We start from the raw sequence: 25,109 nt of genomic DNA, 5'->3' as shown, positions 1-25,109 counted from the left end.
TGTCAGGACGACGGCCGTCATTCGAAATCCTTTTTTCTGGGTCCCTCCCAGGTAGGAGTGCGCGCCGCCTTAGCTCAGACTGGGAGAGCACTCGACTGAAGATCGAGCTGTCCCCCGTTCAAATCGGGGAGGCGGCATGTTTCTGCGGCCGACAACGCGAACGAGCGTAGCGAGTGAGCCGTCGGCCGCGAAATCATATCCGAGCCGATTTGAGCAGACGAGTCGCACGCCCGCGCAGCGGAGCGAGCAGGACCGTCTCGGCGGGTTCAAATCGGGGAGGCGGCATACCACTTTTTGCTGCGTCGGGTTTCCTCGCTCGCTCCGCTCGCTGCGGGAACCACTCCTTGCAAAAACGTGGGGAAAAACACCTGCTGACTCGCTTCGCTCGTCAGCAGTGAAACGGCTCGCTTCGCTCGCCGTATGCTCGTCTTCGCCGCAACAAATCGAGCTGTCCCCCTCCTCGCGAGCGCAGCGAGCGAGGGCTCGGAAGACGAGCGGTGAGCGGTGAGCGGCGCGAAGCGCCGCGGTCGGCGAACGGTGTAACCGTGAACCGCCGTCGATACCATGACTGTGATCTCGACTCTGAGATCTGAGACTTCTTGGCCCGAGTTATAAAATCTCGATTAGTAAAATCGGGATTAAGATAATCGGAAGGATAATATTCGTTGGGGTGGAACAGGGGCTATGACCAACCAGCGTTTCGTCGACCGCGAGGACGAACTCGAATTGCTGAATTCGCGGTTCGAGAGCGATAGTGCCGAACTGCTCGTAATCTACGGACGACGACGCCTCGGCAAGAGTGCACTCGTGCGCGAAGCAGTTCGGGACCGGGAGAATGCGATATACTGGCAGGCAACCGAGGAGACTGCGGCCGCACAACTCGCTAACTTCGTCGACACGGCCAGCGAGACATTTCCATTACTGGGGGACATCCAGCGCGACTGGGAAGCCCTGCTCCGGGCACTCGGCCGCGAAGACGCAATCGTCGTCCTAGACGAGTTCCCCTATCTCGTCGAATCGGACGATGCGCTCCCGTCGAAGATACAGCGCGTCTGGGACACGCATCTTGCGGAGACGGACACGACACTCGTGCTTGTCGGCTCGTCGATCAGCATTATGGAAGACAAGGTTCTCAGCGGAGGGAGTCCGCTGTACGGCCGCCGGACGGCGACCCTCGACCTGCCACCACTCGATCTCACGGATGCACAGCAGTTCTACCCCGGTGACGGCCCGGACGAGGTCATCCAGGCCTGGAGTGTCTTCGGCGGGACGCCATACTATCTTCAGGCCCTCGACCCGTCCCGCTCGCTGGCCGAGAACGTCCAGTCACAGGTACTCTCGGAGCACGGCGTCCTCCACAACGAACCGGAGTTCCTCTTACGGACCGAGTTCGGTATCCGCGAGCCACAGACGTACTACACGATTCTCCGGGCAATCGCGACCGGGAAACGCGCGGCAAACGAGATCGCCGGGTTCGCTGGTATCGACTCCAACGCGCTGGGTTCGTACCTCTCGAAGCTCCGGCGTCTCAGGCTCGTCGAACGGGACATACCCGTGACCGCCGATCCCAACTCGACGCGGAAGAGCCGCTACCGGCTGAAGGAACCGCTGTTCCGGTTCTGGTTCCGGTACGTCTACGGCCAGCAGGGAGAACTCGTCCAGCTCGGCGACGACGCCTACGAGCAAATGGTCGAACCGACCTTCACCGACTATATGGGGACGATGTTCGAGCGCGTCTGTCAGAATGTGCTCCCATCGCTGGTTCCAAAGACGTACCATGGCATCGGCTACTGGTGGCACAAGCAGCACGAACTCGATGTCGTGGGGCTCGCGAGCGACGGGACACTCGTCGCAGGAGAGTGCAAGTACACCAGCCGAGAGATGACCGAAGGCGACCTGGCCGACCTCGAACGGACAGCATCGGAGGTCCAGTGGACGCCATCCAACGAAAGCAATCAGACGGAGCAGTACTGTTGTTTCTGTCGCTCCGGGTTTTCCGATGGCCTGCAACAGGTGGCTGCGGAACGTGACGACGTGTTACTGTTCACACCCAGCGACATCGTGCCGGGCGGTATCGATGGGTGACGACGAAGTGCCTTCAAGTATGCTCGGCAGTGGTGTGATGTCGTGTGGCATCAGGCATTGTATCGATCTTCGAGGTCGTTGAGCGCGCGCCAGAACTGGATATCGTTGACTTCCTTTTATTATAAGTAAATTTATATAAATAAATGCGGTTGCTTCTGGAGCCACGATCAACTCAAGCGGTTCGACTATCCCAGACCGCGACGTGCTTTTGACGGTCCATCCCTGAATGAAAGTATGGCAACGGAACGCGGGTCGGCAGCTGTATCGCTGTCGGGGGTCAGAAAGACCTACCAGCTCGGCGAGCCTGTCCACGCGCTCGATGGGGTCTCCCTCGAGATCCCGACGGGCTCGTACACTGCGGTCATGGGTCCGAGCGGGTCGGGTAAATCGACGCTGATGAATCTGGTCGGCTGTCTGGATACGCCGACAGCGGGGACGATCACGATCGACGACCAGGACGTGACGGCCGTGAGCGACCGCGAGCGGACGCGAATCCGCGGTGAGGATATCGGGTTCGTTTTCCAGACGTTCAACCTCATGCCGCGGCTGACCGCCCGGGAGAACGTCGCCCTCCCGATGGTCTTCCGCGGGGTCGGTCGGAGCGAGCGCCGACAGCGGGCAGCCGAGGTCCTCGATTCGGTCGGACTGGGCGACCGTCTCGATCACCGACCGAACGAACTCTCCGGTGGACAGCGCCAGCGGGTCGCCATCGCCCGGGCGCTCGTGAACGATCCGGCGCTGCTGTTGGCCGACGAACCGACTGGCAACCTCGACACCGAGACCGGCGAACGGATCATGGGGCTGTTTGAGGAACTCTACGAGCAGGGGAATACGATCCTGATGGTGACCCACGAGCGGCCGATCGCCGAACACGCCGAACGGATCGTCCACTTGCTGGACGGCGAGATCGAGCGCGTGGAGGAGCTATCGGAGGTCGGCCGATGAATCCCCTGGAGAGTCTGCGGATCTCCTGGCGGTCGATCAGAGGGCACAAACTCCGGTCGACGCTGACGACACTTGGAGTGATCATCGGGATCGCCGCCGTCATCACGTTCGTCACACTCGGAACCGGACTCCAGGACGAGATCGTCGGCGACATCAGCCCCGACGACCAGCAGAACGTCTACGTCTGGGCGGCCCCGCCCGAAGACAGCGGGCAGGGGCCGCTGGCGGGCGCACAGCCGGTGTTCACCCAGCGCGACGCGAGCGAGGTCGCGAATCTCTCGGGGGTGGACGATGCCTACGTGTACACCCGCATCCCCGGACAGTCGGTCACGTACGCCGGGGACACCGTCCCCAGAGACGGCGGGTTCGTCGGGACCGGCCCCGGCTATTTCGATGCCGAGGATTTCGCCGAGGGTGAGAGATTCGAGCGCGGGGAGGCCCAGGCGGTGATCAACCCGGCGATGGCCGGCCTGTTCGACGGGAACGTCTCCGTCGGCGATACGCTGACGCTGGGTATCTTCCAGGGGGTACAGATCGACGTCACCGTGACGGGGATCCTGGAAGACTCCGAAAGTATGAGTGCGTTCGAGGGGTTCGCTCCCTCTCCGCGGCTGTACGTCCCAGCGGACCTGACTGAGAACGCGGATACACAGACCGAACTCAACCTATCTGACGAAGAGCTCTCAGAGTTACTGGGTGATAGAGAGATATCGAACCAGTCGAATCTCTCCGGGGAGCTCAGTGGTCTGCTAGGCCAGTCAACTCCCGGCGAGAGTTCGCGTCACATCGCGCTGGTCGTCGAAGCCCCCTCGAAAAGCGATGCGGACATCGAGCGGGTGAAAACCGAGACCGAAGCGTACCTCGACAGCGCCGAATCCGACGCTAGCGATCGATCCGAAGGGCTGGCCTTTCAGCTCAAGACCAGCGCCGAGTTGATCAGCCAACTCGAAGACGTGTTAGATCTCCTGCAGGACTTCATCGTCGGGATCGCGGGCATCTCGCTTCTGGTCGGGTCGATCGGTATCGCCAACATCATGCTGGTCTCGGTCACCGAGCGGACCCGTGAGATCGGGATCATGAAAGCCGTCGGCGCCCAGCGTCGGGACATCCTGGAACTGTTCATCGTCGAGGCGGTCATCCTTGGTGTCCTCGGGGCGATCCTCGGCACTGCGCTGGGGCTGCTCGCCGGATACGTCGTCGCGGGATATATCGGGATCCCGTGGGTGTTCCCGGTTGGCTGGACGGCGCTCGCGATCGTCGTCGGGATCGCCGTTGGCGTGCTTGCCGGCCTGTACCCGGCCTGGAATGCCTCTCGGACCGATCCGATCGACGCATTGCGGTACGAGTGAGGACCGTCCCATTTTTCTCGCTGCCGCGCGCCGAGACGAGTATGTTCGGAACCAGTGGGATTCGCGGTCCAGTCGGCAAAGACGTGACAGCCGGGCTGGCACTGTCGGTCGGCCGCGCCCTTGGCGTCGAGACCGACCGCGTCGTCGTCGGCCGTGACCCCCGCGAGAGCGGACAGTTCCTCACGGACGCCCTTACCGCGGGGCTCCGGGAATCCGGCACGGACGTGCTCGAGCTGGGAGTGGCTGCGACCCCGACAATCGCCCGCGCAGTCGCCTGGGAGGACGCCGACGCCGGCGTCGCGATCACGGCCAGTCACAACCCCGCGCCGGACAACGGAATCAAGCTGTGGCAACCCTCGGGGCAGGCGTTCGACGACGCCATGCAGGACCGGATCGCCGAACGGATCGACTCCGAGGAAGTCGATCTCCGGCCGTGGGACGAACTCGGCGCTCGCGAGACGGCTACTGCCCGACAGCGCCACGTCGAAGCGATCGCCGACGCCGTCGACATCGAAGACCCACCGTCGATTGTCGTCGATCTCGGAAACGGGGCCGGCGGCGTCAGCGTCGATACCCTGCAGGCGCTTGGCTGCTCGGTCGAGACGCTGAACGCCCAGCCGGACGGGTCGTTCCCCGGCCGTCCGAGCGAGCCCACGGCAGAGCACTGCGAGTCGCTGGCGGAACTCGTTGGCGCGAGCGACGCCGACCTGGGGATCGCCCACGACGGCGACGCCGACCGAATGCGGGCCGTGACCGGCGACGGCGAGTTCGTTTCGGGGGACGTGCTCCTGGCGATACTCGCCCGGGAAGCGGCCGAACCGGGCCAGCGCGTCGCTGTCCCCGTCGACACGAGCATGGCCGTCGACGACCACCTCGCGGCGATCGACGTCGCGGTTACGCGGACGAGAGTCGGGGATGTCTACGTCGCCGAGCGGGTCACCGAACCGGATGTGGCTTTCGGCGGCGAGCCCTCGGGCGCGTGGATCTGGCCAGAGGCGACGCTGTGCCCCGACGGTCCGCTGGCGGCCGCGAAACTGGCCGCGCTGGCGGGCGAGCGATCGCTCGACGCGCGCGTCGCCGACATCGAGACCTATCCGATCGAACGCGAGAGCCTCGACGTGTCTGAGAAGACTGCCGTGATGGAACGAGTTACCGAATCGGTCACCGAGGCGTACGACGACGTGATGACGCTGGACGGTGTCCGGGTCGCACTGGCGGACGGCTGGTTTTTGATCCGGGCGAGCGGTACGCAGCCGCTCGTTCGTGTGACCGCGGAAGCGCGTGACAGCGAGCAAGCACGGACGTATCTCACCGAGGCAAAATCGATAGTCGAGGACGCCAGGGACGCGACGACGAAAACGTAGGAAAGAGGCGTTCGGTGGCGATTCGAGACGGGTTATCCGCGACGCGTCGAGCGGGCTTCGCGGACGTCCGCACCGTCGCGGATCTTGTCCTCACATTGCGGGCACACTCTCGGATTCTCGATCCCGTTCGGCGTGAACACACGCGCGTAGGCCGCCGTTACAAATGAGCCACAGTTCTGGCATTCCGGCATACACCCTTGTCTTGGTCTCATCCACCTTAATCATTGGTGATGTGCTACAACGGGGCACGGATTGCCGGTTCGTGCAGTGGGCCGGCGGCCAGTTGCCCTCAGAACGACGTGGTCACAGTGCCGTCTTCCGCGAGATCGATCGTCCCGTCGAACAGGTCGCGATAGCTAGCGAGTACGTCCTCATCGTGGACGCTTTTAGCCAGGTGGAACAGTCCGACGGCGTCGTGTTCCGCGAGCAGGTCGAGCAGGGATTCGACGGCGTCGCGGGCGCTGTCCTCGTCGGCGTAGTAGGCCATCTCGGTGACGGAGTCGACCGAGATACGGCGCTTGCCGTCGGTTTCTTCGAGGAACTGACGGGTCTGGTCGACGATCTCGTCGAGGTTGTCCGGCGCGGTGACGTACTGGACGTGGTCGGTCTTGCGACGGGTGTAGCCCCGTTCGACCGACAGCGTATCGAGAATCGTTGCCTTCGATTCGTCGACAGCGTAGTGTTCGAGTTTCTGCTCGACCTCCCGGGCGCTCGTTCGCGTCGAGATTATCAGCATGCGGTCGGTGTCGGTACCGAGAAATTCCGTATCGATCCGATCGGTTTCGCCGGTACTGGGATGGACGAGCAGGATGCCGGTCCCGCCTGATACTGTCTCCGGTGTGTTCTCGATCGCGAGCGTATACTCCATGTGGCTGTGAAAGTGGCGCAAGCGGTATTAATGCTGTCGGGAAGAATCGGACTGAGCCGGCCCTAGCCACTAGTCGGCCGATCCGTCGGCGCGCTCGCGGATGAGGTCCCGGAGCTCGTCGGCGTCGTCGATCGCTTCCATCTCCGATTCCTCGATGAGTGCCGTCCCCTCGACGGCTTCTCGGGTCGCCCGCTCGACGACGTAGACGGACGTGGTCCCGGTCACTTCCCCGACCGAAGACATAATTCGAGCGCGTTTCTCGGCGGTTTCGGTGAACTCCGAGTGGCCGGTCAGCATCTGCTGGCGGCGTTGCTCGTTCTCACTGACCGTTTTGAACGGCGCACGCTCGGTCGGATGCACGTCGAAGCCGACGCGCGTGAGCACGGTAACGATCGGTTCGTCTTCGGGATTCACTTCGGGATCGTCCGGCGTGGGTTCGTCGTCGCGGATCTCGTCCGCTCCGTCGAGCACCTCGACCGGCGAGGTCAACGGCGCGTCGAACAGCTCCTCAAGTTTGGCGGCGACATCCACGCTTGCGTCCATGCCGTCTTCGTACTTCGAGACGGTGCGCCGGGAGACGCCGAGCTCCTTGGCGAGCTTGCCGAGGCTCCACTCGCGCTCCTGGCGGACGTCCTCGAGGATCTTGCTGTCGATGTTGACGTACAGCCCGCCGGGAGCGGCGTAGATCAGCGGCGGGACTTCCTCGACGAACAGGTCCATCGCGGTGTCCGGCGAGAGGACGGGGACCCCGTGGCGGAAGTAGACCACGCCCGGCTTGAGATCCTCGTCACGGGTGCGCAGCCCGATGACGATCGGCGTCGCCCGGAGGTACTCCCCGAGCCGGCGCATCTCCGCGCCGGTCCGGCCGTCGAACGCGTCGATGTTGCCGAGGATCTTCACCAGGACAGTGTCTCGCCCGCGCCGGGCGGCCACGTCGAAACTCTTCGGGCGGATCGCACACCGGTCGCTGACGAGGAACCCCGCGTCCTCTAACATCGCGATCACGTTCTCGACCAGTGCGGATCGGGACATCGGTATCTCGAACTAGACGTAAGTAGTTCATCGCATATATGGTTTGCGGCAGGCGGAGAAGCGTCGTATTGCGGTTTTCCACGAAGGTTCCCCCGTGATTGATATAGAAGTGCTCGTAGATCGAACCGCCGGCGGTGCTTCCCGCCAGCAAAGAGACACGGAGACAGTTCTGTAGCGTTTCGTAGCAAGACGGGTATCCCGCTGGAATGCGGACGGACCTCAGTCTCGTTGGATGACGAGCAGCACGCCCAGTCCGAGGAGAAGAACCGTATACGCGACGGAAGCGGCCAGCGCATCGCCGGTCGTCGGGTACTCACTGACCCGGAAGACGATAGCCTTCCGAACCATCGCGATCACGCCGGTGTAGATGACCAGACGGACGATTTCGGCAGTGCCGCTTTTCGTCGTGTAGGCGATCACCGTCTGGTAGACCTCGACGATGATGAGCAATAGCAGTCCCGTGTCGATGAACCCGATCACGACGAGCGGGTCGGTGATCGATCCCGTCAGGACAGCGTCCCCGATCTGAAGGACGAGATCACCGACGCCGATGGCAAACAGGAGCGCGAACACGGCCGCGGCGACCAGCTCGACGTAGGTGACGAACTGCTCGGTGAGGCGAGCGACAGGGTTGTCGGCGACACTCTCAGCTGGAGCATTCGCATCCACCATGATCTTTTAGGCGTTATTAGGAATTCACCTGTAAATATCTGGGGCCGATGCGACAGCCGTCGTAGTAGCGAGGCATCGATGCGACCCCACGAATCGTGGAACAGAGGGACAACGAGCACTATTAGTGGCACAATCGAGTACGACCTGCTGTGACCGTCGTCGGCCTGGACGATACGGATTCCCGCGATCGCGGGATGTGTACGACCTACGTCGCCGCCAGACTCGCGAGGCGACTGCGAGAGGCGGGTTGGAACGTCGAGCGAACGCTTCTGGTTCGGCTCAACCCCGCCGTCGAGCACAAGACGCGGGGCAACGCCGCGCTGGCAGTCCACACCGACGCCGATGTCGATACCGCCCGCACTCTCATCGGCGAGGTGATCGAGCTGGCCGAGACCGAGGACCCCCGCACCAACCCCGGCGTCGTCGTCGCTGACGGCAAACCAGAGTGGATACCTGACGACGTGGCCGAGTTCGCTCGCAGGGCGATCAGGACCCACCACGATATCGACGACGCCCGCGAGCTGACCGACCGCCACGGCTTCGCGACGCTGTCGCGGGGCAACGGTCGCGGGTTGATCGGGGCACTGGCCGCGGTCGGTGCCTGGGAAGCCTTCGAGGAGTGGACCTACGAGTCGATCAGCTATCGCGAGCGCGAGCGCTGGGGAACCGATCGGGATGTCGATCGCGAACCGGTCTTCGCGGCCGCCGAGGCGGCCTATCCCGACGCCTGGGACACCGTCGATCGCGGCGAGGGCCAGGCAGTCTGTATCCCGCACACGCCGTGCCCGATCCTCTATGGTATCCGTGGTGACGATCCGGATGTGGTCGAAAGCGTCGCTGACCGTATCGAGAGCGAGCCGGTGGCTAGCCGACAGCTGTTCGTGACCAACCAGGGGACAGACGCTCACCTCGAACCGGCGACGATCGGGGAGACGACTGACGGACGCGCGTACTGCGTCGACGGGACGATCACCGAGCCGCCGGAGACCCACACAGGTGGCCACGTGTTCCTGACGGTTGGCGACGGCAAGCACACGATCGAGTGTGCAGCGTTCGAGCCGACCAAGCGATTTCGTGACCGAGTTCGGGCGCTCAGAGTCGGCGACGACGTAACCGTCTGTGGCGAAGTGAGCGATGGAACCCTGAAACTGGAGAAGTTCGCGGTGCGGGACTTGCGTGAGACTGCACTGGCGACACCGGACTGCCCCGAGTGTGGGCGTTCGATGGAGAGTGCCGGACGAGGGCAAGGCTACCGGTGTCGAGACTGCAGGACGAGCGCGGACGGGAAGGTCGCGCGGGAGATCGACCGTGACCTCGAAGTCGGATGGTACGAGGTGCCGCCGGTTGCGAGACGCCACATCGCGAAACCGCTGGTTCGTGGCGGATTCGACGGACCGATCCACCCCGAACAATAGCCTATACGGCCGAAACCGGTTTCAGTGCTGGCGACTGTCGGGAGCCAGCAGGACGTTTTGCCCCACGTTTTTGTAAACCGGGCGAGACTGAAGATCCCACTGGCCGTGCGAACGACGGCGAGGTCGCCGTGAACAGAGAGTGGTGCGCGACCACCGGGAGCGCACCCGACGCAGTAAAACGCAGCTGGCGCCGATCACACCGAGCAGGTGTCGATACCGAGCACCGAGTACAACCCACAGGTGCCAGTCAGCGCCGTCCCGAGCATCATAACTGCGACGATACCCAGGACTGGTGACGCAATCTCCGGCAGACCGATCTGTCCACCCAGTATTGCAAGCGACACAATTCCGGCGATCGCACCGATAGCGATACGAACGCTCTTATCAAGGGAACCGACGTTCTGTTCCATACACGTACACTGAGGGCTAGACACCGATTACTGTGTCGCTGTCCGCGGCCTGTGCAACCGGTTGTGCCTTCGAGAGATACGTAGTATAGAAACTGCTATATAATTGTTCGAGAAACAGTAATATATGCCGGATCCACCGCGCGTACTCAGCACACAACACCCGGACAACGCGACGGTTCCGTTCTTCGCAGAGGGGGACGTGATAGAGGGCGAAGACGAGATCCAGGAGGCGTACTACGCGTACTCGCATCTCGGAGCCGACGAGCAGATGTGGGACTTCGAGGGCAAGGAGGGCGACGAGTACGCGGTCAAGAAGCTACTGTCGCGGTTCGATCAGTACTTCCTCGACTCGAAGCTGGGCGGGGACGCCCGGCTGACGGTTCGCGGGCCGAACCCCGACATCGAGGAAGCAGAGGCGAAGATTCTGCTGGAGATTCTCGAGAGCATCCCGCGGTCGTACGACGCCGCGGAGCTGTTCTACGATGAACACGACGAGCAGGTTGTCCCGCCGATCTTCGAGGTCATCATTCCGATGGTGACCGACGCCGATCAGCTCAACGCCGTCCACGACTACTACGAGCAGTTCGTGGTCGGCAAGGGCGACGAATACTTGCTAGAGGATCGAACGGTCTCGGAATGGGTCGGGGAGTTCCGACCGAACTCGATCAACGTCATCCCGCTGATCGAGGAGCGCAAGCACATGCTCGCAGCCGACGAGATCATCCGCGGGTACGTCGAGGGCCGCGATATCGACACCCAGCGGGTCTTCCTGGCGCGTTCGGACCCGGCACTCAATTACGGGTCACTGTCGGCGGACCTCATCAACAAGGTCACGATGCAGCGGCTGTACGACATGGCCGAGGAAGAAGGAATCGAGATTTATCCGATGCTCGGTGCCGGTTCTGCGCCGTTTCGGGGCAACCTCTCGCCGACGACCGTCGAGGAAACCCTCGACGCGTGGCCGGAGGTCGAGACCTTCACCGTCCAGTCGGCGTTCAAGTACGACTACCCGATCGAGACGGTCCAGGGGGCGATCGAGACGCTCCGATCGGCACCGGAGAGTCGACACGAGAAACGCATCGACGAGGAACGCGCGCTGGAGGTCGTCGACGCCGTCGAGGAGGTCTACGCCGAGCAAGTCGAGCAGGTCGCGCCGCTGGTCAACCGGATCGCCGAGTACACGCCCAAACGGCGGGCCCGGAAGCTCCACGTGGGGCTGTTCGGGTACTCCCGTGAGGTCGGCGAGATGCAACTCCCGCGGGCGATCACCTACACCGCGACGTTGTACAGCATCGGCTTCCCGCCGACGCTGATGGGGCTGGCTGGCCTCTCGGAGGAGGACATCGCGTTCGTCGAGGAGGCGTTCCCGCGGTTCTTCGAGACGCTCGAAGACGCCGCACGGTACTACAACCCTCGCTCACAACTGATCCTGCCGCTGGACGAGGAGCGCGCGACGGCGGGGCTCGATCTGGTCGACGTCGATTTCGATCCGCGACACCGTGCGGCGACCGACGATGTCATCGACGCACTGGAGCGCGAAGACGGCGACGCGATCCGGGCCGGGGTCGTCCGGGCCGCCCAGGTCCGACAGTTCCTCGGATAGTCGAATTCCCGGCAGATCGCGCAGTGAGTGGGCCAAGATCGGTCAGTGTGGCCCTACGAGGTTTTCAGGCCGCTCCCGGTCAGTGCCACGACCACGTCGTCTTTGTCGTCGATCGCACCCCGATCCCGGAACCGGTCGAGCGCGACAGTCGCCGTGGCACAGGTCGGCTCGACGTGGAATCCGGCCCGAGCGAGACGGTCGTGTTCGCGTTGGGTCGCGCCGGTCCCGACCGCCACGGCGTCGCCGTCGGTCGCCTCGATCGCTTCGACGATCTGCTCTCCCCGCGCCGGTTCGGTGATCTGGATCCCGTCGGCGGCGTCGTTTCGCTCGCCGGCACCCGGATTAGAGTCGCCGTCCAGCGCCTCGACGATCGGTGCGACGCCGGCGGCCTGCGCGCCGAGCAACCGCGGCATCGAGTCGATCCAGCCCGCCTCATACAGGGTTTGGAAGCCGCGATACGCACCCAGAAACAGCGTTCCGTGACCCAGCGGCGTCACGAACGCGTCGGGCGCCGACCAGCCGCGCTGGGCCGCGATCTCGAAGGCGACGGTCGCAGTCCCGGCGAAGAAGGCGGGGTCCCAGGCGTGGCTTGCGTAGTATGCGTCGCCCGACTCGCTTGACTTCCCCTCACTCCGTTCGGTGACGCCCGACTCGACGGCGTCGATGCAGGCGTCTGTGACATCCCGGCGGGTGCCTTCGATCCGCCTGAGCGTCGCCCCGGTCCGCTCGATCGCCCGAAGTTTGCCCGGCTTGGCGTCCGCGGGCACGAATATCTCGGCGTCGATCCCCGCACGTGCGGCGTAGGTCGCGATCGCCAGGCCGGCGTTGCCCGAGGAGTCCTCGACGACCCGATCGGCCCCTTGTCCGAGTGCACGGGAGATGGTCGTCGCCGCGCCGCGGTCCTTGAAGCTCCCGGTTGGGAAGATCGATTCGAGTTTGAACTGCACTCCCCACTCGTCGCCGTCGACCAGCGGCGTCCAACCCTCGCCGAGCGAGACCCGCCGTTCGACGGGCAGAAGATCCGAAAAGACCCACAGGCCGTCGTCGCGATCGAGCGTCGCCGGTGGACTCCCGTCGGGTACGGGGCGCTCCGCGAACTCGAGGGGGCGGCCACACTCACATCGCCAGGGGCCGTCCGCGGGGTACGTCCGATCGCAGTCCGAGCAGATCAGTTCCATGGTGGCGCTACCCTGGCCAGGCACACGGATCTGTCGGTAGCGCGCGCCACCGCTGAGGAGAAAAGACGGGAGCTCAGGGCGTGATGACCGCGCGCCCGTCGATCTCGCGGTGTTCGAGCTTCTCGGCGACCGTGTTGACCTCCTCGAGATCGTAGCGACTGGTGTGCAAGTCGACGTCGCCCTGTTCGACCAGTGCGACCAGTTCCTGGAGTTCGGTGTACTGGCCGACGATGTTGCCCACGTAGGAAAACTCGCCGTTGACCAGCGCCTGCGCGGGTTCGTGGATATGCCCGCCGTAGCCGATGATGTGGTGGTCGCCGCCGGCCGCGGTGATGTCGGGTGCGTACTCCGTGGTCACGTCCGCGCCGACGAAGTCCAGCACCTGCGCGGCGCCCGTCCCGTCGGTGACGCTATCGACGAACTCCCGGACGTCCTCTTTTTCGGGATTGACGAGGTGGTCGGCCCCGCCTTCTTCGGCCAGTTCGAGTGCGGAGTCCTTGAGATCGACGGCCGTGATCTGCGCGGCACTCATCGCGTCGACGACCTGGACGCCGATGTGGCCCAGGCCACCGATCCCGACGATGACGGCGTGATCGCCCGGATTCAGCTTCCTGACGGCCTTCTTCGCGGCGTGGTAAGCGGTGATCCCCGCGTCGGCGTGGGGCGCGATGTCGGTCGGATCGACGCCGTCCGGGAGCGGGATGACTGCCCGCTCGTTCGTCAGCAGGTAATCCGCGAAGCCGCCGTCAGCCATCGACAACCCGTTGAACGACTGGTTCTCGCAGTACATCGTCTCGCCCTGCCGGCAGGCCCGGCAGGTCCCACAGGTCTGGACCGGGTGACAGATGACCGGATCGCCCTCCTCGACGATCTCGACCTCCTCACCTGTCTCGGCGACGATCCCGGCGTTCTCGTGTCCGAGCGTCATCGGCAGCGACTGGGGAACGTACTGTTCCCACATCCCCTCGATGATGTGATTGTCCGTCTGACACCAGCCCGCGCCCTCTACCTCGACGATCACTTCGTCCGACCGCGTTATCTCCGGCCGGTCGATCTCGTCGATCGTCAGCCCCTCGCTCATGTTCTCGGTATACTCGTGGAGTCGTGCTGCTCTCATGGCTCACTATATATTATGATCTAATATGATAAATAGGCGGGTGTGTTCGGACACTTTCGTGACAGGAGACGGAAAAATCGGAGAACGGAATGGGAGTGTGGCTATCGAACGCGTTCGGCGATCTCGTCGACGGTCTTCAGGGCGTCGCGGACCATCGGCGGGGTGACCTCGAAGGGCTGGTTGTGGATCGTCTCCTCGGGGTCACAGGCGGCTTCGGCGACGACGTCGAGCTGCTCGTCGGTGGGGTCGTCCAGGCCGATATCGGACAGCGCGACCGGCAGACCGATCTCCCGGGAGAACTCGACGTAATCCTCGATGAAGGCGTCCTCGCGACCTTCGAGGACGAGCTGTGTGATCGTTCCGATGTTGACCTTCTCGCCGTGGGTCGCGTCGTGGGTGGCTTCGAGCTGGGTCAGTCCGTTGTGGATCGAGTGGGCTGCCGCAAGCCCGCCGCTCTCGAAGCCCAGCCCGCTCAATAGCGTGTTCGCCTCGGTGACGGCCTCGACGCTCTCGGTGACGGCGTCGCGCTCGACCGCGTCGACCGCGGATTGGCCGTGTTCGCGCAGCGTCTCGTAACAGAGGCTGGCCAGGCGGTGGCCGGCGCGCGTCGGCTTGCCGCCGACGACGTTGTCGCCGTCCGAGCGATCGGTTGCGTCGGCCTCGAACCAGGTGGCGAGTCCGTCGGCGATTCCGGACCGGAAGAACCGTGTCGGCGCGTCCGAGACGACGTCGGTGTCGACCAGCACAAGATCCGGGTGCTCGTTGTAGAACCAGTACTCCTCGAACTCGCCGTGTTCGCTGTAGATGACTGACAGCGCACTCGTCGGCGCGTCGGTCGAGGCGACAGTCGGCATCGACACCATCGCCCCGCCTTCGAGGTTCTCCCGAACGGCCTTGGCGGTGTCCAGAGCCTTGCCGCCACCCGCGCCGATGACGACGTCGGCGCCGCGGTCGCGAACGATCTCTGTGATCCGGTCGACCTCGGCCTCGGAGGCCTCGCCCTGGAATTCGACCGAACTCGCGTCCATCCCGGCGTCTTCGAGACTGCCCAGCACGCGGTCCTCGACGAGTCCGAGGACGATCTCGTCGGCGAGCAACAGCGCGTTCTCACCCAGCGAGACTGCGTGTGTGCCGATCTCGTCGGCAACGCCACGTCCCTGTACGTACGCCGCCGGCGACTTGAATACCTGAGACATAGTCACTTTCAAATATTTACTCACATCGCAATAACCCTTTCGCCGGCCGTGTTCACGCCAGTCTCCGAAAACGGAACTGTGGACCGTGTTTGCGACGACGCTGAAGCAGACAGGCCGCGAGGATGAGGAGCGTGCCGAGAAGACCGGGCGTCACGAACGTTAGTATCGGACGGAGCACAGTCAGGAGCGACTCGGGTGTCTCACCGAGGAGCGCGAACGCGGTCTGAAGATCGTCGTAGCGGATGGCGATCGAAGAAACGAGTGCGCCGGCAAGTAGCAACTGCCGCGGTCGCCCGCCTGCAAGCAGATACAGTAAGGGGATCAGCGGGAAGTAGAGGATCACAAAGTAAAGCGGATACGACGGGAAGAACAGCAGGATTGCGACCATCGTCCCCATGATCGAGACGAGTCGGTCCTCGCGGTCCTCGATCGTCCGGTAGAGATACGCCACTGGGGGCGCGAGCACGAGCCCCGCGAGCACGCTGTACAGCGCCGGATCGACGGTCGGTAGCAACACTGAAATCGGTCGCCGGATCGTCAGATACGTCGCGCCCGGGTCGAGACCGCCCGCGAACTCGCCGGTAGAGAGCCGCGGTACGAGCGCGCGCTCGACGTACGCGACCGTCAGATCCGGCCCGAAGACGACGATTCCGGCGACGAAGCCGGCGGCGGCGAAACTCACGGCCGCGGCAATCGCACGCCAGGCCCGCCGGCGGAGCAACCAGAGCCCGACAGCCGCCGGAAACACCTTCAGAAACGCCGCGAACCCGAACGCGACGCCGGCGAGCGTCTCCCTGTCGGCGTCGAGCGCGAGGAAGCCCACCACCAGCGCGGCCACAAGATGGTGGTTGACCTGCCCGAAAAACAGCGAGGACATCGAGTGGACCGATCCGACGACGAAGGCCGCGATCAGACCTCGATCGAGCCACGGGAGGCGAGTATCGCTGACTCGCTCGATGTATCGGACGAGCAGCCACACCGCGGCAAGTCCCACGAGCACTGTCAGGACGGTGTGGACGGCGAACCCGACCGTCTCACTGCCCAGGAGCGCCAGCGGGACAAACCCGAAGACGGTGATCGGTGGATAGACGTAATGGAAATACCCCGCCAGGCCCTCGGGGACGGCTCGATAGAAATTTCCGCCTTCGAGGGCGACGCTCCCCGCGAGATGATAGACGCGATAGTCGATCCCGACGTGTACGGGACTGGCGGCCAGGACGTACAGCAGATTGCCGACCCCGAGCAGGATCCCGACCAGCAAGACGGCGCGAGCGCCCCGGTGACGAGACTCCATGGCGGGACGGGCGGCCCCGTTCGGCAAGGGTCTGACGGTTCTTCGCAGGTAGCCCACGGGGATCAACCGGACGCCGACTGCTAGACGGGCGGTCGTTCGGCTCCTCCCAGGCAGACACGCTCGAAACCGGCGGCTTTTCACCGGACGGCGTCGTCCGTTCGGACATGGCGATCGGCGATGTCTCAACGGTGCCAGTCGACGGGAGTATCCGGTACGTCGACACCGGCATGTACGACTCCGCGGAGTACGGATCCGTCTATCTGATCGACGACGACCGTCCCACCCTGGTCGATACCGGGATCGGGACGAACTACGAGCGGATCATCGACCTGCTCGACAGTGCCGGGATCGAGCCCGACGAGCTTTCCGCGATCGCGCTGACACACGTCCATCTCGATCACGCCGGCGGGGCTGGCTTCCTCGCTGAGGCGTGTCCGAACGCGGAGGTCTACGTCCACGAGATCGGTGCCCCACACCTGGCCGACCCCGAGCGGCTCTGGGAGGGTACGAAGGGAGCCGTCGGCGACCAGATCGTCTTCTACACCGAGCCGAAACCGGTTCCCGGTGACCGAATCGAACGGATCACCGACGGCGACGAGATCGATCTCGGAACGCACACGCTCCGAGCCCACCACGCGCCGGGACACGCACCACATCAGGTCGTCTTCGAGGTTCCCGAGATCGATTCCGTCTTCACCGGCGACGCCGCGGGCGTCTACACGCCCTCTATCGACCGTATCCACGCCACGAGCCCGCCGCCGCAGTTCGATCTCGAGGGCGCAATCGAAGACGTGGCGATGATCCAGGATCTCGAGCCGGAGACGCTGCTGTACGCGCACTTCGGGCCTGCACCGGCCGACGGCCGACTGTCGGCCTACGCCGACCGGCTCGAATCGTGGGTCGCGGACGTGCGGGACGCTCGCGATCGGTTCGGGGAGACGGACGAGATCGTCGAACACCTGCTGGAACGGGAGGACGCCCCCGACGTCTGGGACGAGCGCAAGGTTCGCGGCGAGGTCGCGATGAACGTTCGCGGTGTCTTGACGTATCTCGACGACTGATACGGGCAACTGTGCTTCCCGTGTGTATCGACCGCCGACAGCGGTCGGCATGGCGGGACAGTCCGTTCGATCGTCCGTGTCGGCACTCAGGTCCGAGTGTCCGGCGCGTCCTCGACGGGCTCGTGAGCGACAGCGTAGCCTTCACCCGTCTTGTACGCCTCCGTCGCCTCGTAGAAGGTGATCGATCGCTCCTGTTTCGTCCGTACGGGAAAGCCGTAGCGTTCGGCCTCGTAATCGAACGTCTCGCCTTCGGCGCGCTGCCGGCTGACGAAATCGGCGTGGGCCTGAAGTCTGCGCTCTATCACGTCCCTGGAGCGTTCAGGGAGCTTCTCGATGCGCCGGTCGAACAACGCCTGAAACTCCGGGTTCAGTTCGTAGCCGACCGAGTTGCGGCCGGCGATCATCGCCGCCAGCGACGTGGTTCCAGTCCCCCAGAACGGGTCGAGGACGGTATCACCGTAGACGGAGTACATGTTGATCAGCCGGTAGGGGATCTCGAAGGGGAACGCGCCGGAGCGCTCCCGGAGGTCGTCGCTTTCGAGACGCTGTAACTCGCCCTGCACGTCCGTCCAGATGTCGGAGAACCACCGGTTGCGCTCCTCCCAGAAGTACGCCGCGTCGTATCGGTGCTGTGCGCCCGGCTCGAACTGGCGGCTGTCCTCGCCGTTGCGAAAGACCAGCACGTACTCGTGTTCGAGCGTGACGTAGGCGTTGGGCGGGACCATGCCCGAGCCCATGAACTTGGCGCCGGAGTTCGTGGGCTTGCGCCACAGAATCTCCGGGAGCGGGTCGAATCCCAGCCGCTCGAACGCGTCGCTGATCCGGTCGTGGTTGCGGAAGACCCGAAATCGTCCGCCGATGCTGCGGGTCGCGTCACCGACGTTGATACACGCGATCCCCCCGTCAACGAGAACCCGACGGAGCTCTCGCCAGACCGAATCGAGGATCTCGTGCATCCGTTCGAAGGCCCCGGAGCCGTCACCCGCATCGAGACGATCGGCCACGTCGGGATCGAGATCGGCGAACAGCTCGTCCCACATCTCGATCATCGGATACGGCGGGGAGGTGACCACCAACTCGACTGAGTCGTCCGCGACGGTCGAAAGCGACCGGGCGTCCCCGGTCTCGATCCGATGGCTGGTCTCCATCTATTCCTAGCAGATCCCGCCGGCTCCTTATACTGCCGGGTGTCGACCGACCGTCGTATCCAGTGCCGGTTGGACACCACTCCGGTATCGGGATGGCAAAGGCCATCCATCCGATTCGGTGGTTCGGAAGGCGTGTGAAACGACCACGACGCAACCCGTCTCTACACGAGACTGAGAGGGGTGGGGTGTCAGTCGCCGTAGACGCCTTCGGCGGAGGCCGGTTCCAGGATGTCGGCGAGATACGACTGAACGACCGGCAGCACGACGTAACACCCGTACGCGATCGCGCCGCCGACGACCAGATCACTCACCCAGTGGATACCCAGATACAGCGTCGATACGGCGACGAGGGCAGTCACGCCCCAACTGAGGAGTTTGTATCCCCTCTGTTTGGGCGCATAGAGCGAGGCCGTGACGGCCAGCGCGAGATGGAGGCTCGGCATGGCCTTCTGCAAGGTGTCGATCTTCGTCACCGACGCACCGATGATCCCGCTGCCCTCGTACAGTAACGGCTGGACGCCGTCGACGACGTACCCAGTGACACCGACGGGGCTGAAATAGAAGAACGGCGTCGCCGCCACGACGACGGCAGTATACGTAAACGCGTAATCGATGTGTCGACTCCCCCGCTCGCGTTTGAGGGCGAGATAGGTCAACCCCAGCAACAGTGGATACAGGCCGATGTAAACGAACGTGAAAAACTGCGTTATCACCGGATGTGTGACGGTCTGAAACAGCGCGACAAGGTCGCCCTCGAACCCGTAGATCGCTGTCGTCTGGAGCGGATACGGGGTGACCTTTGACGCCATACTCGCGATGGCCGACACGATGAGGGGAGGGGCGATGTACCGGACGTCGTGGGAACCAATCGGCACGTTCATACAGAGCGCTCTCGTGCTTCACATCTGGCTAGAATTATTTATAATCACAGCATTTCCGGCCGGACAAGACCCGGCAATGTCTGCCGAAGAATAGTCTGATACACGCTAGACGGTGGTATTTCGGTCTCGGTTTCCGGTGACAGGGCCGGTGGAGTGGGCTGTGATTTACCTGACCTTTGGTCGCTATCCCCGCTCCGTAGTTTCTAATCTCACGCAGAGACGGTCACGACTCGCGAGTTCGCTCGTCGCAAAAAGAGCCGGTGGAGGGATTTGAACCCTCGGCCTATTCCTTACGAAGGAATCGCTCTCCCAGTCTGAGCTACACCGGCAGACTCACTTCGTTTGTCTGGCGAGCCCTGCTTCACTACGTTCAGCAGGACACCGGCACTGCGTTGTGCACTTACTCGTTGGAGCGAATACCACAATAAGGGTTGCGAATCGGACGCCATTAGCGAATCAGTCGCACGTCGAGACAGACGTTCAATTCGTGGGGCGCGTACGATCGGACGGTATGGCGAGTCTCGACATCGACATCGTACCCGGCCGGCTCGGCAGCCTCGCGGATCGCCGCCTCGCCCGGTCCGTGGGGGTCGTCCTCGTGCTGGATGTCGTAATAGTGGAGTACGCACTCCTCGCCGGCCAGTTCGACCGCGGTCTCCAGGAACTCATCGGCGCTGTGGGGCAAGTTCATCACCAGTCGGTCGGCCCAACTCGGATACTCCGCAGCCACCTCCCGGACGTCGCCGGCGATCGCAGTCACGCGCTCGGCCACGTCGTTGCGCTCGGCGTTCGCCCGGAGATACCCGATAGCAGTTTCGTTGATGTCGACGCCGACCGCCGTCGCACCGCGCCTGGCAGCGGGGATCACGAACGGCCCGACGCCGGCGAACATGTCGAAGAAGTGCTCGCCCGACTCGACCTGTTCGACGACGCGATGGCGTTCAGTCGCCAACCGTGGCGAGAAGTACACGTCGGCGACGTCGACCAGGAACTCGCTGCCGTACTCCCGATGGACGGTCTCGGTACCGTCCCCGGCCAGCACGTCCCACTCGCGAACGCGTTGTTCGCCTTTCACTTTCGAGGCACGGTTGAGGACCGTCTCGGCGGGAATCGAGGAATCCATAATCGCGTCGGCGATCGCGCTCGTGCGCTCGGCGTCGTCCTCGTCGATGATGACGATCTCCCCGAGGCGTTCGTAGGTCGGCTCGAACCCGAGGATGTCGACGGGCAGCGTCTGGCTCTCTCTGGGCGGGACATCGCGAGTCGCGACCGGCAGGTCCGCGGGGACGCCGTCGGGATCGACGACCGGCAGGTACAGTTCGCCGTCCGCGTGGACGATGTCGTAGTCGTGATCCAGCAACTCGGCCTCGGCGAGACGCTGTCGCGTCGCCTCGCCGTCCTCGCGGGCGACACGGACGCACGGGCGTTCCATATCGGTCACTCGCCGAGCGTCGGCGGTAAGCGTGTCGGTTGGCTTATTCACCAGGAACGCCCAGTGGACGTATGCTCACCTTCGTCGGACTGGGACTGTACGACGAGCGCTCGATCACCCTCCAGGGCCGGGACGCCCTCGAGCAGGCCGATCAGGTCTTCGCCGAGAGATACACCAGCAGGCTCGTCGGCGCGGATTTCGACGACATCGAGGCCGCACACGATATCGATATCGACCTCCGGGCGCGCGAGGGGGTCGAACAGGACCCCGAACCGATCCTTGACGCCGCCGAGTCGGGGGACGCGGCCTTCTGTACTGCCGGCGACACCATGATATCGACGACCCACGTGGATCTGCGCCTGCGCGCTCACGAACGCGGCATCGAGACCCGGATCGTCCACGGGACGACCGCAGCCGCGGCGGCGAGCTCGCTGACCGGCCTGCAAAACTACCGCTTCGGGAAGGCGACGACACTTCCCTTCGAGTCCGCACACGGCGGCGACGGCGTCCCCGGCAGCGTCATCGAGACGATCGAAGCCAACCGCGATCGCGGGCTGCACACGCTGGTCTTTCTGGATATCAAGGTCGACTCGGACCGCGAGGACTACATGACCGGCGACGAGGCCGCCGCCATGCTCGCGACCGACTGGGAGGAGACGGTACCGGCTGTCGTGGTCGCACGAGCGGGCAGCCCCGACCCGGTCGTCCGGGGCGACCGGCTCGACGCATTGGCCGAGGAGACGTTCGGCGAGCCGTTGCATATGCTCGTCGTTCCCGGAGCGTTACACCACATCGAGCGGGACGCGCTGGTCGAACTGGCCGATCTGCCGGCCGAGGTCGCGGATCTCGCGTAATTGCGACGTTTTTACGCCGTCTCTTCGTGGTGAGCCGGGTCTCGATCGTCCCGAGTCTCCACATCGAGCGCGCTCCGGAGGTCGTACTCCGACCCCGTGAGGACGTACAGCGCCTCCTCGACGACTACGAGCACCTCGGGAAGGAGTTTGATGACAATATACGTGATGGCCACCAGCGCGATGACCGAGAGGAACTGCGCGAGGATGCGATCGGCGACGATGTAGGACACTTCGACCCGGTTGACGCCGAACGTCGACATCACGAACTCGGGGAAGACCTGCAGGCGCTGATACCCGAACGAGTAGGCGATAAAGACGTTCCGAGCGATGTTGAGCACCCAGATGATGCCGACCGCGACCGCGAGTGCTCTCAGTTTCCGCGCCAGCGGGGCGCGGACGGCGCCGATTAGGCCGCCGAAGATGGCCATGCTGCCGACCCCGGTACAGGCCATCATAATCGTATACGAGATGGCTCGCACGCCGGGAACGTGGAAGAAGAACGTCTTGTGATACGGTTCGACCGGCTCGGCGGGACCGAGGTCCGCCGGGAAGTTGTTGCCCGCGATCACCTCGAAGTCGGCGCCGAGAAGGGACAGTACAGCCGCGGTCTGGTCGGTGACGATCGAGATCAGCGGGTTCCGGAGAAAGGGAAGCGCCGAGAACGGGAGATAGATCAGCCACGCGACGGCGACAGCTCGCGAGACGACGATCAGACGGTCCCGACCGCTGGCGAGCAGATAGCCGACGTACAGCGAGAGCGGGATCGCAGCGACGACGGCGATCCCCTCGGTGATCGACTTCTGGTCGAAGACGAACTGATAGATCGCCGAGACCCAGAACAGCGCTAGCACGCCCCAGCCGCTCGCGAGGACGTACCGGGCGAGTCGCCGGTCGTACGCCTCGGCGAGCGTCCCGACGAGGAACACGAGCAGGACCAGCCACGAGAGCGGACCCCACCACTGGTGAGCCCACTCGAACGCGCCGACGAATCCGAGTACCATCGAGTGCCACCACGTAAACAGATGACGGATATAGGTCTTGCCGTCGTGGATGTGTATTGGTGTGACACCCCACAGATCGTGTGAGCGCGTCTCTCAAAAGCTTTATTCGTCCCAACACCGTCGATTCGCGTACGATGCACGTCGGTGATCGATTTACACCGCGGTCCGAATGATCACCGACCGCCAGGTCCGCGATTTTCCGCCCTCGGGGGCGGTGTGATTCACCATGGCTAAATCAGAACAAGAGCGATCCGTATCGGTCGTACTGCCAGACGGCTCAGAACTCTCTTTCGACGAACCGGTCACCGTCGAGGACGTCGCCTACGAGATCGGCCCGGGGCTCGGCGAGGACTGCCGGGCCGGCCGGGTCGACGGCGACCTGGTTCCCCCGGAGTACGAGATCACCGACGACACCGAGATAGAGATCGTCACGCCCGGCAGCGACGATTACGTCCATCTCGTTCGCCACTCGGCGGCCCACGTCTTCGCCCAGGCGCTCCAGCGGATCTATCCCGAAGCCGAACTCGCGATCGGCCCCTGGACGGACGACGGCTTCTATTATGACATCGCGAACGTCGACATCGACGAGGACGATTTCGAAGAGATCGAAGCCGAGATGGAGTCGATCATCGAGGCCGACTACGACATCGAGCGCATTCTTCGTGACCGCGAGGAGGCCGAGGAGATCTACGACGACAACGAGTACAAACAGGACATCCTCGAAACCGAGGCCGCCGGCGAGGACCCGATCTCCTTCTACGTCCAGGACGACTGGCAGGACCTCTGCAAGGGGCCACACGTCGAGTCGACGGGTCAGATCGGCGCGAGCAAACTCCTGCAGATCTCCTCGGCGTATTGGCGCGGCGAGGAGGAAAACGAGATGCTCACCCGTGTCTACGGGACGGCCTTCGCCGAGGAGGACGAACTGGAGGAGTTCCTCGAACAGCGCCGAAAGGCCGAGGAGCGCGATCACCGCAAGATCGGCCAGGAACTCAACCTCTTTTCGATCGACGAGACGACCGGTCCCGGACTGCCGCTGTATCACCCTAACGGCAAGACCGTCCTGAACGAACTCTCGGAGTACGCGGGGAACCTCAACCGCGAGGCCGGTTACCGGGAAGTCGAGACCCCGCACGTCTTCCGCACCGAGCTGTGGAAGCAGTCGGGCCACTACGACAACTACCGCGAGGACATGTTCCTGCTGGACGTCAACGACGAGGAATACGGCCTCAAGCCGATGAACTGTCCGGGTCACGCGACCATCTTCGATCAGCAGCAGTGGTCCTATCGGGATCTGCCGGTGCGGTACTTCGAGGACGGGAAAGTCTACCGGAAGGAACAGCGCGGCGAACTGTCGGGGCTCTCCCGAGTGTGGGCGTTCACGATCGACGACGGCCACCTGTTCGTCCGCCCGGACCAGATCGAAGACGAGGTCCAGTCGATCATGGACATCATCCTTGACACGCTGGATACGTTCGATCTGGATTATACCGTCCAGTTCGCCACCCGTCCCGACAAATCAGTCGGCGGCGACGAGATCTGGGAGCGCGCCGAGTCGCAACTGGAGGCCGTGCTCGAAGCCCAGGACATCGAGTACGAGATCGAGGACGGCGACGGCGCCTTCTACGGGCCGAAGATCGACTTCGCCTTCGAGGACGCGCTGGGCCGCAGCTGGGACGGGCCGACCGTCCAGCTCGATTTCAACATGCCCGAGCGCTTCGACCTGAGTTACACCGGCGAGGACAACGAGGAACACCGCCCGGTGATGATCCACCGGGCGCTGTACGGCAGCTACGAGCGCTTCTTCATGGTGTTGACCGAACACTACAACGGGAAGTTCCCGCCGTGGCTCGCCCCCGAACAGATCCGGATCCTCCCCATCAGCGACGACCAGATCCCCTACGCCAAGCAGATCAAAAACCGCTATCTCGACGACTACCGCGTGACGATCGAGGACCGATCCTGGACGGTCAAGCGCAAGATCCGCGAGGCCCACGAGGACCGCGTCCCTTACATGCTCATCATCGGATCCGACGAGGAAGCGGACGGAACGATCTCCGTGCGTGACCGCAAAGAGCAAGAGCGCAACGACGTCGATCCCGAGGCCTTCGCCGACCATCTCGACACCGAGATCGAGCAGCGTCGAACCGACGTGACGTTCGTCCAGCAACACCGGAACGGCCAGTAGACCTTTCCTGTTTCAG

General features: G+C 63.8%; 22 protein-coding genes and 2 tRNA genes. 10 read left to right on the top strand and 14 right to left on the bottom strand.

What is annotated here, in order from left to right; genetic code table 11:
• The first annotated feature begins 63 nt into the window (after positions 1-63).
• The 5 genes from HSEST_RS08085 (at position 64) to glmM (ending at position 5,743) form a co-directional block, all read left to right on the top strand.
• Positions 64-137 (top strand) — tRNA-Phe (locus HSEST_RS08085).
• 547 nt (positions 138-684) lie between these two features.
• On the top strand, positions 685-2,085 hold the full coding sequence (locus HSEST_RS08080) for an ATP-binding protein (RefSeq protein ID WP_229120406.1): 1,401 nt from the start codon (positions 685-687) through the stop codon (positions 2,083-2,085).
• A 234-nt stretch (positions 2,086-2,319) separates the two neighbouring features.
• On the top strand, positions 2,320-3,030 hold the full coding sequence (locus HSEST_RS08075) for an ABC transporter ATP-binding protein (RefSeq protein WP_229120405.1): 711 nt from the start codon (positions 2,320-2,322) through the stop codon (positions 3,028-3,030).
• Positions 3,027-4,379, top strand: a complete 1,353-nt coding sequence (locus HSEST_RS08070; protein ID WP_229120404.1) for an ABC transporter permease — start codon at positions 3,027-3,029, stop codon at positions 4,377-4,379. The genes HSEST_RS08075 and HSEST_RS08070 overlap by 4 nt, the downstream gene beginning before the upstream one ends.
• 41 nt (positions 4,380-4,420) lie before the next feature.
• Complete coding sequence (gene glmM / locus HSEST_RS08065) at positions 4,421-5,743, top strand: phosphoglucosamine mutase (protein ID WP_229120403.1); 1,323 nt, start codon at positions 4,421-4,423, stop codon at positions 5,741-5,743.
• Between the two features lie 32 nt (positions 5,744-5,775).
• Here the strand turns inward: glmM and HSEST_RS14655 are convergent, their stop codons facing one another.
• The 4 genes from HSEST_RS14655 to HSEST_RS08050 form a co-directional block, all read right to left on the bottom strand.
• Entirely contained in the window at positions 5,776-5,934 is a 159-nt protein-coding gene (locus HSEST_RS14655; RefSeq protein ID WP_418886509.1) for a DUF7563 family protein, read from the bottom strand.
• Positions 5,935-6,032: 98 nt separating this feature from the next.
• Entirely contained in the window at positions 6,033-6,611 is a 579-nt protein-coding gene (locus HSEST_RS08060) for a DUF7090 family protein (protein WP_229120402.1), read from the bottom strand.
• 69 nt (positions 6,612-6,680) lie between these two features.
• Complete coding sequence (locus HSEST_RS08055) at positions 6,681-7,643, bottom strand: transcriptional regulator (protein WP_229120401.1); 963 nt, start codon at positions 7,641-7,643, stop codon at positions 6,681-6,683.
• Positions 7,644-7,862: 219 nt separating this feature from the next.
• Positions 7,863-8,315 carry a phosphate-starvation-inducible PsiE family protein gene (locus HSEST_RS08050; RefSeq protein ID WP_229120400.1) on the bottom strand — a complete coding sequence of 151 codons (453 nt, stop codon included), beginning with the start codon at positions 8,313-8,315 and terminating at the stop codon, positions 7,863-7,865.
• 149 nt (positions 8,316-8,464) lie between these two features.
• On the opposite strand from HSEST_RS08050, the gene HSEST_RS08045 reads away from it, so the two are divergent.
• Positions 8,465-9,730, top strand: coding sequence for a tRNA(Ile)(2)-agmatinylcytidine synthase (locus HSEST_RS08045; RefSeq protein WP_229120399.1), 1,266 nt, complete (start codon positions 8,465-8,467; stop codon positions 9,728-9,730).
• Between the two features lie 194 nt (positions 9,731-9,924).
• On the opposite strand, the gene HSEST_RS08040 is transcribed toward HSEST_RS08045, so the two are convergent.
• Positions 9,925-10,140: a YgaP family membrane protein gene (locus HSEST_RS08040; protein WP_229120398.1), complete on the bottom strand. Its 216-nt coding sequence runs from the start codon at positions 10,138-10,140 to the stop codon at positions 9,925-9,927.
• A gap of 124 nt (positions 10,141-10,264) precedes the next feature.
• Here HSEST_RS08040 and ppcA point away from each other — a divergent pair, with 124 nt between their 5' ends.
• Complete coding sequence (ppcA, locus tag HSEST_RS08035) at positions 10,265-11,743, top strand: phosphoenolpyruvate carboxylase (RefSeq protein WP_229120397.1); 1,479 nt, start codon at positions 10,265-10,267, stop codon at positions 11,741-11,743.
• Positions 11,744-11,796: 53 nt separating this feature from the next.
• Here the strand turns inward: ppcA and HSEST_RS08030 are convergent, their stop codons facing one another.
• From HSEST_RS08030 to HSEST_RS08015, 4 genes are all read right to left on the bottom strand, one after another.
• Positions 11,797-12,921: a threonine synthase gene (locus HSEST_RS08030; protein ID WP_229120396.1), complete on the bottom strand. Its 1,125-nt coding sequence runs from the start codon at positions 12,919-12,921 to the stop codon at positions 11,797-11,799.
• Positions 12,922-12,994: 73 nt separating this feature from the next.
• Positions 12,995-14,038: an NAD(P)-dependent alcohol dehydrogenase gene (locus HSEST_RS08025; protein WP_229120395.1), complete on the bottom strand. Its 1,044-nt coding sequence runs from the start codon at positions 14,036-14,038 to the stop codon at positions 12,995-12,997.
• 101 nt (positions 14,039-14,139) lie between these two features.
• The gene (locus tag HSEST_RS08020) at positions 14,140-15,234 is read right to left on the bottom strand and encodes a glycerol dehydrogenase (protein ID WP_229120394.1); all 1,095 of its coding nucleotides are present in this window, start codon (positions 15,232-15,234) and stop codon (positions 14,140-14,142) included.
• 52 nt (positions 15,235-15,286) lie between these two features.
• Positions 15,287-16,528: a glycosyltransferase family 87 protein gene (locus tag HSEST_RS08015; protein ID WP_229120393.1), complete on the bottom strand. Its 1,242-nt coding sequence runs from the start codon at positions 16,526-16,528 to the stop codon at positions 15,287-15,289.
• Between the two features lie 164 nt (positions 16,529-16,692).
• Here HSEST_RS08015 and HSEST_RS08010 point away from each other — a divergent pair, with 164 nt between their 5' ends.
• Complete coding sequence (locus HSEST_RS08010) at positions 16,693-17,589, top strand: MBL fold metallo-hydrolase (RefSeq protein WP_229120392.1); 897 nt, start codon at positions 16,693-16,695, stop codon at positions 17,587-17,589.
• 86 nt (positions 17,590-17,675) lie between these two features.
• Here the strand turns inward: HSEST_RS08010 and HSEST_RS08005 are convergent, their stop codons facing one another.
• From HSEST_RS08005 to HSEST_RS07990, 4 genes are all read right to left on the bottom strand, one after another.
• Complete coding sequence (locus HSEST_RS08005; RefSeq protein WP_229120391.1) at positions 17,676-18,737, bottom strand: DNA-methyltransferase; 1,062 nt, start codon at positions 18,735-18,737, stop codon at positions 17,676-17,678.
• Positions 18,738-18,925: 188 nt separating this feature from the next.
• Positions 18,926-19,618 carry a phosphatase PAP2 family protein gene (locus HSEST_RS08000; protein ID WP_229120390.1) on the bottom strand — a complete coding sequence of 231 codons (693 nt, stop codon included), beginning with the start codon at positions 19,616-19,618 and terminating at the stop codon, positions 18,926-18,928.
• Between the two features lie 255 nt (positions 19,619-19,873).
• A tRNA-Thr gene (locus HSEST_RS07995) sits at positions 19,874-19,947 on the bottom strand.
• Between the two features lie 119 nt (positions 19,948-20,066).
• Positions 20,067-21,050, bottom strand: coding sequence for a class I SAM-dependent methyltransferase (locus HSEST_RS07990; protein WP_229120389.1), 984 nt, complete (start codon positions 21,048-21,050; stop codon positions 20,067-20,069).
• 71 nt (positions 21,051-21,121) lie between these two features.
• Here HSEST_RS07990 and dph5 point away from each other — a divergent pair, with 71 nt between their 5' ends.
• Entirely contained in the window at positions 21,122-21,904 is a 783-nt protein-coding gene (gene dph5, locus HSEST_RS07985; RefSeq protein WP_229120388.1) for a diphthine synthase, read from the top strand.
• A gap of 11 nt (positions 21,905-21,915) precedes the next feature.
• On the opposite strand, the gene artA is transcribed toward dph5, so the two are convergent.
• Positions 21,916-22,905 (bottom strand): archaeosortase A, encoded by a 990-nt coding sequence (gene artA / locus HSEST_RS07980; protein ID WP_229120387.1) that lies wholly within the window; start codon positions 22,903-22,905, stop codon positions 21,916-21,918.
• Positions 22,906-23,131: 226 nt separating this feature from the next.
• Here artA and thrS point away from each other — a divergent pair, with 226 nt between their 5' ends.
• Positions 23,132-25,093, top strand: coding sequence for a threonine--tRNA ligase (gene thrS / locus HSEST_RS07975; RefSeq protein WP_229120386.1), 1,962 nt, complete (start codon positions 23,132-23,134; stop codon positions 25,091-25,093).
• Positions 25,094-25,109: the final 16 nt, after the last annotated feature.

It is taken from the genome of Halapricum desulfuricans (assembly GCF_017094465.1).
Lineage (GTDB): Archaea > Halobacteriota > Halobacteria > Halobacteriales > Haloarculaceae > Halapricum.
The sequence above is the reverse complement of the archived record's forward strand: the minus strand, read 5'-3'. Positions and strand labels throughout refer to the sequence as shown.

Excerpts from the sequence above, each read along its gene's own strand:
- dph5 (WP_229120388.1), top strand. The coding sequence starts at position 21,122 with ATGCTCACCTTCGTCGGACTGGGACTGTACGACGAGCGCTCGATCACC.
- HSEST_RS14655 (WP_418886509.1), bottom strand. The coding sequence starts at position 5,934 with ATGCCGGAATGCCAGAACTGTGGCTCATTTGTAACGGCGGCCTACGCG.
- HSEST_RS08060 (WP_229120402.1), bottom strand. The coding sequence starts at position 6,611 with ATGGAGTATACGCTCGCGATCGAGAACACACCGGAGACAGTATCAGGC.
- HSEST_RS08055 (WP_229120401.1), bottom strand. The coding sequence starts at position 7,643 with ATGTCCCGATCCGCACTGGTCGAGAACGTGATCGCGATGTTAGAGGAC.
- HSEST_RS08030 (WP_229120396.1), bottom strand. The coding sequence starts at position 12,921 with ATGGAACTGATCTGCTCGGACTGCGATCGGACGTACCCCGCGGACGGC.
- HSEST_RS08010 (WP_229120392.1), top strand. The coding sequence starts at position 16,693 with ATGGCGATCGGCGATGTCTCAACGGTGCCAGTCGACGGGAGTATCCGG.
- HSEST_RS08080 (WP_229120406.1), top strand. The coding sequence starts at position 685 with ATGACCAACCAGCGTTTCGTCGACCGCGAGGACGAACTCGAATTGCTG.
- HSEST_RS08075 (WP_229120405.1), top strand. The coding sequence starts at position 2,320 with ATGGCAACGGAACGCGGGTCGGCAGCTGTATCGCTGTCGGGGGTCAGA.
- HSEST_RS08040 (WP_229120398.1), bottom strand. The coding sequence starts at position 10,140 with ATGGAACAGAACGTCGGTTCCCTTGATAAGAGCGTTCGTATCGCTATC.
- HSEST_RS08015 (WP_229120393.1), bottom strand. The coding sequence starts at position 16,528 with ATGGAGTCTCGTCACCGGGGCGCTCGCGCCGTCTTGCTGGTCGGGATC.
- glmM (WP_229120403.1), top strand. The coding sequence starts at position 4,421 with ATGTTCGGAACCAGTGGGATTCGCGGTCCAGTCGGCAAAGACGTGACA.
- artA (WP_229120387.1), bottom strand. The coding sequence starts at position 22,905 with ATGGTACTCGGATTCGTCGGCGCGTTCGAGTGGGCTCACCAGTGGTGG.
- HSEST_RS08070 (WP_229120404.1), top strand. The coding sequence starts at position 3,027 with ATGAATCCCCTGGAGAGTCTGCGGATCTCCTGGCGGTCGATCAGAGGG.
- HSEST_RS08000 (WP_229120390.1), bottom strand. The coding sequence starts at position 19,618 with ATGAACGTGCCGATTGGTTCCCACGACGTCCGGTACATCGCCCCTCCC.
- ppcA (WP_229120397.1), top strand. The coding sequence starts at position 10,265 with ATGCCGGATCCACCGCGCGTACTCAGCACACAACACCCGGACAACGCG.
- HSEST_RS08005 (WP_229120391.1), bottom strand. The coding sequence starts at position 18,737 with ATGGAGACCAGCCATCGGATCGAGACCGGGGACGCCCGGTCGCTTTCG.
- thrS (WP_229120386.1), top strand. The coding sequence starts at position 23,132 with ATGGCTAAATCAGAACAAGAGCGATCCGTATCGGTCGTACTGCCAGAC.
- HSEST_RS08050 (WP_229120400.1), bottom strand. The coding sequence starts at position 8,315 with ATGGTGGATGCGAATGCTCCAGCTGAGAGTGTCGCCGACAACCCTGTC.
- HSEST_RS08020 (WP_229120394.1), bottom strand. The coding sequence starts at position 15,234 with ATGTCTCAGGTATTCAAGTCGCCGGCGGCGTACGTACAGGGACGTGGC.
- HSEST_RS08025 (WP_229120395.1), bottom strand. The coding sequence starts at position 14,038 with ATGAGAGCAGCACGACTCCACGAGTATACCGAGAACATGAGCGAGGGG.
- HSEST_RS07990 (WP_229120389.1), bottom strand. The coding sequence starts at position 21,050 with ATGGAACGCCCGTGCGTCCGTGTCGCCCGCGAGGACGGCGAGGCGACG.